Below are 7,665 nucleotides of genomic sequence, written 5' to 3'. Positions count from 1 at the left end.
TTTTAGTTTTGTAGTGACTTATAACATAATCTCTCCATTTTTTGAATATTTTTCTATTCTTTATCTTTTTTAATTCTTTAATTAATATTTCTAAAGCATCATCATCTAAATTTTTTATATAATTGTACAATTCCGTTAATATATCAACACATGCATTACACGCAAATTCTGAACCTTTATAACTATATTTACATCTTTTTATTCCATGTCCATCAGCGATTGCGCAAATCACTCCATTTTCAAGTCTTTTGTGAATTAAGTAATCCTGCGAACCTTTATTTTTCATTTTGTTTTTATACCCAACCGTACTACTTGAAAATATATCGTATTTCATCCAACCCCCCCTTAACTTACTATTTATTATATTAGTGAACATAAAAAAAAGTACAGTGCACCCTGTACTTTTTTAAGATATTTTTCTTTTTCTAATTGCTTCTCTACTTCTAGTAGATCTTTTAGCCGGTTTAACCACTTGCTTTCGTCTTTGTACTCTAGCTCCAAATATTCTTTTACTATCGCATAAAACCCAGCATGGTGTTAGTGTTAAAACCATAGCCATAGTTAACATAATATAATATCTAAATCCTATGAATATCCCATTAAAAGCATTTACCAAAATCAGAATACTAATAATGCTTACAGATATTACAGATGATAATACAAAAATTCTCGAAATGTCTGAAAATGTTCTAGTAATTCTTGCCACTTTTTTATTTTTTCGGCTACTTTTCATGTTTATGCCCCCTAATTACAACAAATAATACATAGTTCTAATATAATAAATATAACAAATTTGTATTAAAATAGCAATTCTTATTAGTAACATTAACCGGTCATAATTAATAAATTAAATATTAAGAATAACTTTACAAAGGAGTGATTTATTTGCCATGTCTTCCTAACTTAGGTACTAAAGCACCTAATTTTAGTGCAAATACAACTCAAGGACCTATAAAGCTGTCTGATTATAAAGGTAAATGGGTTGTATTATTTTCTCATCCCGGTGATTTTACACCAGTATGTACAACAGAATTTTTGTGTTTTGCAAAATATTATTGTAACTTTAAAAAAAGAAATACTGAGCTTATAGGTCTTAGTGTTGATAGTAACAGCTCTCATTTAGCTTGGTTATACAATATATTTTTGCATACAGGCGTTGAAATTCCATTTCCTGTAATCGATGATAGAAAAATGGAAATATCTAGATTATATGGAATGATTTCAGAACAAATGAGCGATACATCTACTGTAAGATCAGTTTTTATCATTGATCCAAATCAAATTTTAAGAACAATACTATATTATCCTTTAACTACAGGAAGAAATATTCCTGAGATAGTTAGAATAATAGATGCTCTTCAAACATCAGATGAACAAAATGTTTTAACACCTGCTGACTGGCTTCCTGGAATGCCAGTAATTTTACCACCTCCTCAAACTTATGAAGAATTAAAAGAAAGAATTAAGAGTTGCGATAAAAACAAGAGCTGTATGGATTGGTATCTATGCTTTATAGATGATAAAGATCCTAATAAGAAAAAATTAGATTATAATAATTCAAAGTCTAAAAATAAATGTAGACCTCAAATAAATGCTCCATCTAGTGCTATTCCAATTAATCCAGATTGTCCTGGAATAAACAGATTAGTAGGAACATACGTTTTAGGGGATCCTACTAATGCAGATGCATTTTTACTTGATTTTGTAATATATGCATTTGTAGAAATAAAACCTGATGGTACTTTATTTGTCCCAACGCCTCGCTATTTACGTCAACTACTTGCACTTAGAAAAGATAATCCAGATCTTCAAGTGATTGCAGCCATTGGTGGATGGGGTCAAGATGGATTTTCAGATGCTGCATCTAATCCAGTTTCTAGATATAATTTTGCTAGACAAGTAAACTCTCTTATAAAACAATATGAATTAGATGGTATTGATATAGATTGGGAATATCCTGGAACTAGTGGTGCAGGTATTAAATCTAGACCTGAAGATAGAGAAAACTTTACACTTTTATTAACAGCTATTAGAGATGTAATAGGCTTTAATAAATGGTTAAGTGTTGCAGGTACTGGATCAAGAGAATATATAACTAAAAGTGCAGAAATAAATAAAATAGCACCTTTAATTGACTATTTCAACTTAATGAGCTACGATTTTACCGCTGGTGAAACAGGTCAAAAAGGACAAAAACATCAAGCAAACTTATATGAATCTCCTCTTTCTATACCAGGGTATAGTGTAGATATTATGGTTAATAATTTAATCGAAGCTGGAATGCCATCAGAAAAAATATTACTTGGAGTTCCTTTCTATGGTCGACTAGGAGCTACAGTAACTAAATCTTTTGATCAACTTAGAAAAGATTTTATAAATAAAAATGGATATATATACAAATTTGATAAAGAAGCACAAGCTTCATACTTAATAAAAGACGATGAGTTTGCTATGTCTTATGATGATATGCTATCTATTTATATAAAAACGCAATATGTAATAGATAATTGTCTTGGGGGTATTTTCTCTTGGATGGCTCCTTATGATAAAGCAAATATACTAGCTAAAGCAATGAGTGATGGAATTAACAACCCTAGTGAATTAAGACGTGAAATAGAAGAAACATATGGTCCCAACTTTTTAGTTTAAAAACTAATTTTAAAAAACAGTATATCTTATTTAAGATATACTGTTTTTTATTTTCATAAAATTTAAATTTATATTTACAATTCTGTTTAATATGTTATAATTAAATACATAAATTTAAACAGAATATAACTAATGGTAGAGGTTGCATTATTAAATAGTACTATTATTGAGGGAAAGCACCTATGATTTAATAGGAAAGGTAATGATGCCGAAATATATAAGTTAAGCTTAAAGCTTATATGTTGGGGTTATGTATAAGATATATAACACTGTCACTTTATGTGGAGGGCTATCTTTAGATTAAAGTTATTATATTTTTCAAATTATAATTTCAGGTCTAGGAATATCTCTTAATATTCTTAGACCTTTTTTAGTATCATTCTCCATTCCCGTTATATTCTCAATACACCATTTGGAGGTTACATTATGTTAAAAAGAGAAAAAAGGCAGGCATCGCTTGGCGATTCACTTCTATGTTTAGGTTTTTTGATATTTACACTATCTATATCTTTAACTAAACTAGGACTTTCAGCTCATATTCCCTTAGTTTTAGGTGGAGTTTTCTGTGGATTTGTTGCAATATTTAAATTAGGATTTACATGGAAAGAACTTGAAGAAGGTATATTATCAACTATAAATTCTACTATGCAAGCTATTATAATTTTATTAATAGTTGGTATGTTAATTGGTACATGGATAATTTCAGGAGTTGTTCCAAGTATGATATATTGGGGATTGAATATACTTTCTCCAGGAATATTTTTAGTTGCTACAACTATTATATGTTCAATAGTTTCTATATCTACAGGTTCTTCTTGGACTACAGCTGGTACTATCGGTATAGCTCTTTTAGGTATAGGGAGTGCTTTAGGAATTCCTAAAGAAATAATAGCTGGTGCTATTATCTCAGGAGCTTACTTTGGTGATAAAATGTCCCCACTTTCAGATACAACAAACTTAGCTCCTGCGATGGCTGGAACTAATTTATTTACACATATAAAACATATGCTTTATTCAACTGTACCAGCATATGTTATTGCTCTTATAATATATGCTGTAATTGGATTTAAGTACGCAGGCCAAGTTATAGATAATAGCCAAATCTTACAAATACAACAAGCTTTGGCTTCAAATTACAATACATTATCTCCGTTATTACTATTAATACCTTTAATGGTTATAGTTATGGTTATATTTAAAGTACCTGCTATTCCAGGTCTTATTATAGGTACATTACTTGGAGGTTTTGTAGCTATATTTTTCCAAGGAGCTTCAATTAAAGATGTTTTAGAAGTTGCTCAAATCGGATATACATCAAATAGTGGAATGGCCTTTGTAGACGAACTATTAACTCGAGGTGGGCTTAATAGTATGTTAGGTACAGTATCTCTTATGTTATGTGCGTTAACTACAGGTGGAATACTTGAAAAAACTGGAATGTTGGAAGCTTTAGCTTCTGCTATATTAAAATTTGCTAAAGGAACTTTTGGTTTAGTAGCTGCAACTATTTTTACATGTATAGGAACTAATTTAGCAGTTGCTGATCAATATTTAGCCATAGTAATGCCTGGAAGTATGTACAGAGAAGCATTTAAAAAGCAAGGTCTTTGCCCTGAAAATCTTTCTCGTTCTCTAGAAGACAGTGCAACTATAACATCTCCTCTTATTCCTTGGAATACATGTGGAGCATATATGAGTGCTACCCTTGGAGTTGGATCATTTGTATTTTTACCATTTGCATTTTTTAATCTTCTATGTCCCCTAATGTCATTGACGTTAGCTGCTACAGGATTTGGAATTACAAAATTATCAGATGAAAATTCAGATGAACTTGAAAGTTCTATAGCATAATAAAAGGATGGCTATCAGCCATCCTTTTATTTTTTATATCCAATAATTGCAGCTCCTAGTGCACCTATTATTTGAGTATCATTAGCTATAAATATTTTCTTTTCTAAATTTTCTTCTAACATATTTACTAAAACATTACTTTTAGCAACCCCTCCAGTAAATGCAATATCATCTAATATGTCAATTCTAGATAACATAGATTTTGATCTATTTGCTATAGATTGTAATATTCCCGATGCTATTGATTCTTTAGATATATTCTTTGCTAATAAACTAATAATTTCTGATTCAGCAAAAACAGTACACATACTTGATATATCTTGTGGTATTGCATCTTTAGCTAACTTATCAATACTTTCTACATCACTTCCTAATAAGTTAGATGTAACTTGTAAAAAGCGTCCTGTACCTGCTGCACATTTATCATTCATTATGAAATTAGATACATTTCCATCATTATCTAAGTTTATAACTTTACTATCTTGTCCACCGATATCTAGTATTGTTCTTATATTGTTATTTAAAAAATGTATTCCTTTTGCATGACACGTTATCTCTGTAACTTTTTTGTCCACAAAGTCCATACTAACTCTTCCGTATCCTGTTCCTATAACTTTCTTTATTTTATCTTTGTCTATATCATTAGCAAGTTTTTCATAAACTTCTAATGATGCATTCTTAGGACTCCATCCTGTTGGTATAACAATTTTATTTAATATTTTTTCTCCATCAAATAATACACCTTTTGTTGCTACAGACCCAGAGTCTATACCTATACTGTACATAAAATCCACCTACTTAGTCTATCATTTCTATAAAAGCTTCAAATCTAGTTCTTAATTGTTCTGTATCAGATTTAGAATAATCTGTTTCTATAGCCATATAAGGCTTATTTTTAACGTTGTTTACAAATTGTTTAATTCTATAACTTTCTACATTGAATGTATGACATGCCTGAAGAACTACATCTATAACTCCATCTATCTTATATTCATCCATAAGTCTATCTATTAACTCTATTCTTGCATCATTATTTACCATACATGAACAAGCTATATTTATGTATTTTTTAGCAATTGCATCTATTGGATCTGGATTACTTTCATCAACTAACTCGTCATTAGATCTAATTCCTCCACAAAGCTCATATGCAACAACTACCGCACCGCTTTCTTCTATAGTTTTAACTATTTTCTCACTAACTCCACCTATAGGACATCCTGTTATAAGTATTCTTGGTTTATCTTCACTTACAGGTCTTTCACCTTTTTCATACTTTTCTTTTATAGATGCAGTTAAATCTCTTATACTTTGTTTTAATTCATCTCTATCAAATTTAAATCCTGAGTTATATAAAACTTGGTGCATATCAAATCCATTCATTGGTGGTGGTACTAATTTGCCTAGTTCATAAAACTCTTTTAATAATCTTCTCTCTTCATTTTTATCTTTTATAGCATCTCTTATATCATCATCAGTTATTTTAACTTCAAATTTATTTTCTATTTCTTCCTTTAAAACTACTATCTCATTTTTCCAAAGGTCAAAGGAATGCTTTCCAAGCTTGCTATTTGGTAATTGCATTAAATGTAAGTCTTTTGTTTTTGCTAGTTCTTCATACATTTTCTTTTTACCATCACATGTAGTCTCTGCTATTAATAAGTCTGAAAAATAAAAATAAGGACAAGTATCTGTTATTGCATGTCCAAAACTTGATTTTATAAGTGGACAAAGATTTCTTGGCAATATTTTTTCAGCTTCTGCTATAGGTTCTTCACTTACCCCACAAACTCCAACTGTTACAGCCTTTGCAGCCATTGGTATCTCAACTGGAGTAAATGCACAAAATACCCCAACTAATTTTTTCCCGCTCTCTTTTAACTCTTTAGCTTTTATAAATCCATTTCTTCTAGCTTCGCTAAACTCTTCAAACTTTTCTGGTAACGATATCATATCATTTCTCCCCCAACAATTTTAATGATTTATATCAAATTTTATCATATTTAGTATTTTTATGTAAAATAGTAAAAAACTATACTTTTCATATGAAATATAGTTTTTTACTATAACAATTATTGTCTTATAATTATAAATACCATATATGCTATATATGTTCCAGTCAAAATTATACCCTCAAATCTATTGACTTGTTTTTTACTTATTGCAAATATATAAGTAATCGCAGTAACAATTAACATAATAATCATATCTACAAATACGATAGGTTGTACATGTATAGTATGTATTATTGATGATGATCCTAAGACAAACAGTATATTAAATATATTTGATCCTATTATATTGCCAATGGCAATATCGCTTTCACCTTTTCTTGCAGCTACAACACTAGTTACAAGTTCAGGTAATGATGTCCCTATAGAAACTATAGTAAGTCCAACTAAGTTTTCACTCATCCCTAAATCTATAGCTATATTTGTAGCACTATCTACAACTAAATTCCCACCTATTATAATTCCTATAATACCACCTATGCTTAACAGTATACTTTTTGCTATAGGGTCTCTAGAGCTGCCTTGATCAACATCCATTTCCTCCTTTGAAGATAATGCCATTTCCAATAAATAATACATAAATATAGAAAACAATGCAAACAACATAAGACCATCAGATCTTGTAAGTGCATTTTCATTGTATCCTTGGAATTTTATATCATGTGATAGTATAAGTAAAACTAATGACGCTAACAATGCAAATGGAAATTCTTTTATTATAGTTGTTTTTGAACCTTTACAGGAGCTATAATAGCTGATATACCTAACACACATAGTATATTGAATATATTGGATCCTACTACATTTGCTATAGCTATATCATTTTGACCTTTCATAGCTGCAGAAATACTTACTGCTGCTTCTGGAGCGCTTGTTCCAAAGGCGACTATAGTTAATCCTATTATTATAGTGGGTATATTTAATGCCTTTGCAATTGATGATGCTCCAACAACAAAGAAATCAGCAGATTTTATAAGTAATATAAATCCAATCAAAAGTATTACATACTTCATAAAATTGTACTCCTTTTTTCTTTTAGATTTATATTAACCATATCTGCTAATATTATTACATTTAGCAATTATTAGATAATTAATTGTATTAATCATAATTAATTATTTATATATCTATATAAATTAATTACTTAATAGTA

General features: G+C 29.6%; 8 protein-coding genes and 1 riboswitch. Of the genes, 2 read left to right on the top strand and 6 right to left on the bottom strand.

The window, feature by feature from the left end:
• Both LEQ07_RS19295 and LEQ07_RS19290 read right to left on the bottom strand, forming a co-directional pair.
• A partial coding sequence (locus LEQ07_RS19295; RefSeq protein ID WP_263331881.1) for a protein phosphatase 2C domain-containing protein occupies positions 1 to 334 on the bottom strand: 334 nt, incomplete at its 3' end.
• A 72-nt stretch (positions 335 to 406) separates the two neighbouring features.
• Entirely contained in the window at positions 407 to 733 is a 327-nt protein-coding gene (locus LEQ07_RS19290) for a hypothetical protein (protein WP_046823846.1), read from the bottom strand.
• Between the two features lie 143 nt (positions 734 to 876).
• On the opposite strand from LEQ07_RS19290, the gene LEQ07_RS19285 reads away from it, so the two are divergent.
• Entirely contained in the window at positions 877 to 2,649 is a 1,773-nt protein-coding gene (locus LEQ07_RS19285) for a peroxiredoxin (RefSeq protein ID WP_152650828.1), read from the top strand.
• Between the two features lie 128 nt (positions 2,650 to 2,777).
• A riboswitch (Lysine riboswitch) is annotated at positions 2,778 to 2,949 on the top strand.
• Positions 2,950 to 3,075: 126 nt separating this feature from the next.
• Positions 3,076 to 4,500, top strand: coding sequence for a Na+/H+ antiporter NhaC (nhaC, locus tag LEQ07_RS19280; protein ID WP_046823844.1), 1,425 nt, complete (start codon positions 3,076 to 3,078; stop codon positions 4,498 to 4,500).
• A gap of 26 nt (positions 4,501 to 4,526) precedes the next feature.
• Here the strand turns inward: nhaC and LEQ07_RS19275 are convergent, their stop codons facing one another.
• The 4 genes from LEQ07_RS19275 to LEQ07_RS20325 all read right to left on the bottom strand — a co-directional run bounded on the left by LEQ07_RS19275 (position 4,527) and on the right by LEQ07_RS20325 (position 7,525).
• Positions 4,527 to 5,285: an acyl-CoA dehydratase activase gene (locus LEQ07_RS19275; protein WP_046823843.1), complete on the bottom strand. Its 759-nt coding sequence runs from the start codon at positions 5,283 to 5,285 to the stop codon at positions 4,527 to 4,529.
• Between the two features lie 13 nt (positions 5,286 to 5,298).
• Positions 5,299 to 6,453 (bottom strand): double-cubane-cluster-containing anaerobic reductase, encoded by a 1,155-nt coding sequence (locus LEQ07_RS19270; RefSeq protein WP_046823842.1) that lies wholly within the window; start codon positions 6,451 to 6,453, stop codon positions 5,299 to 5,301.
• A gap of 119 nt (positions 6,454 to 6,572) precedes the next feature.
• On the bottom strand, positions 6,573 to 7,208 hold the full coding sequence (locus LEQ07_RS19265) for a sodium:calcium antiporter (protein WP_317852134.1): 636 nt from the start codon (positions 7,206 to 7,208) through the stop codon (positions 6,573 to 6,575).
• 20 nt (positions 7,209 to 7,228) lie between these two features.
• The gene (locus tag LEQ07_RS20325) at positions 7,229 to 7,525 is read right to left on the bottom strand and encodes a sodium:calcium antiporter (RefSeq protein WP_317852133.1); all 297 of its coding nucleotides are present in this window, start codon (positions 7,523 to 7,525) and stop codon (positions 7,229 to 7,231) included.
• Between the last annotated feature and the right edge of the window lie 140 nt (positions 7,526 to 7,665).

It is taken from the genome of Paraclostridium sp. AKS73 (assembly GCF_025671395.1).
Classification (GTDB): Bacteria; Bacillota; Clostridia; order Peptostreptococcales; family Peptostreptococcaceae; genus Paraclostridium; species Paraclostridium benzoelyticum.
The sequence above is the reverse complement of the archived record's forward strand: the minus strand, read 5'-3'. Positions and strand labels throughout refer to the sequence as shown.

What these genes read in the sequence shown, in the direction of transcription:
- LEQ07_RS19290 (WP_046823846.1), bottom strand. Translation starts at nt 733, where the DNA reads ATGAAAAGTAGCCGAAAAAATAAAAAAGTGGCAAGAATTACTAGAACA.
- nhaC (WP_046823844.1), top strand. Translation starts at nt 3,076, where the DNA reads ATGTTAAAAAGAGAAAAAAGGCAGGCATCGCTTGGCGATTCACTTCTA.
- LEQ07_RS19275 (WP_046823843.1), bottom strand. Translation starts at nt 5,285, where the DNA reads ATGTACAGTATAGGTATAGACTCTGGGTCTGTAGCAACAAAAGGTGTA.
- LEQ07_RS19270 (WP_046823842.1), bottom strand. Translation starts at nt 6,453, where the DNA reads ATGATATCGTTACCAGAAAAGTTTGAAGAGTTTAGCGAAGCTAGAAGA.
- LEQ07_RS20325 (WP_317852133.1), bottom strand. Translation starts at nt 7,525, where the DNA reads ATGAAGTATGTAATACTTTTGATTGGATTTATATTACTTATAAAATCT.